1 protein-coding gene and 1 pseudogene are annotated in these 1147 nt (G+C 40.7%); both read right to left on the reverse strand.

Annotation, left to right across the window (positions count from 1 at the left end; genetic code table 11):
* On the reverse strand, window positions 1-304 hold a 304-nt coding region (locus tag V7659_RS31640), incomplete at its 3' end, for a hypothetical protein (RefSeq protein WP_335543931.1).
* Window positions 305-388: 84 nt separating this feature from the next.
* Window positions 389-1147, reverse strand: a pseudogene (locus tag V7659_RS31645) (hydrolase); the annotation flags it as partial.

A 1147-nucleotide genomic window follows, 5' to 3' on the forward strand; every position in this document is an offset into this window, starting at 1 on the left:
CGTCATATACAGGCATGTGCTGGAGACGCTGCATGCGTTCCTCTATTTCTGAGATGGCTTGTCCCTTTAAATGCTGGGATACGTGTTGTTTGACAATGGTTGTCTGGTTCATCATGTCTTCTGTTTTGGACAATTGGTACTCCAAGTGCATGCGTGTGTTTGCCAATTCATCGTGAAGCCGCATTTTCAGCAATCGCTTTAAATCTTTTCGTTGTCCTTCTCTGCGCATGGCCTGAATAGCGGCAATTTCTTCAGGTGATTGCGATTGTGTTTGTGGTGCAGATTGACTTTCGAATACAGACATGGAGCGGCGAGCACTCACATTTTGCAAGAAACGCTGGGCGTCACTAGGAGGTTTATTTTGATTGATCATACGGCGACTCCTTTCTTAACGAATACCCATTTGCATCGCAAGGCGTCTATCTGCCTTTGCATAGTCATCACCCATTGTGTACATATGTCTTGAAAGGGTGGAAAGTTCTTGTTCGTAGTCTCTCAAGGTGTACAAGGCATTCAGTTGTTTTTCATGAGAATAAAAAGTTGATTGCGGCTGCTCCATCCTTACTTCCTCTAACAGTGCTTCTACATCGCTATGGGTTAATAAATCATAGTGACCGAAGCCGACAAGTCCTTTCAGTTCTTGTTTTACATGATGGACGGCATCTTTTACACTATCATCAATTCCATCTATTTTCTCAAATACAGTGTGTACTTCATGTTCAATAATACTTTGTAGATCATAAGATGAATTTTTTAGTAAATGGGATTTTATGATAATTTCAAGCCCGCTTTGTGCATATGCACGGCCTGAATGGATTTCTTGTAAAAGCATCGCTGTAAAACTTGTATTGTGATCAAGCTGTTCATCTAAAATACGAGCGGTTCCATTCGAATGGAATGAATACCCATTTACTTTAAATTCTCCTGAAACGAGAGCTAAAAATGCATTTGTATCAAACGATTCGTTCCACTCTATATTCATTGATGCAAAAGCTGATCTTAAAAAGGTGTCAATTTCTCTTGGTTTATATTTTATGGATTCTTGGACCGATCCCTGCTCCCGGGGCGGTACGGTGTACTTGACTTGTCCAACTCCATGATCATGGCGATTGAGTAATCCTACATAATGATTGGGTTGAATATATTC

It is taken from the genome of Neobacillus drentensis, from assembly GCF_036966985.1.
GTDB lineage: Bacteria > Bacillota > Bacilli > Bacillales > Cytobacillaceae > Neobacillus > Neobacillus drentensis_E.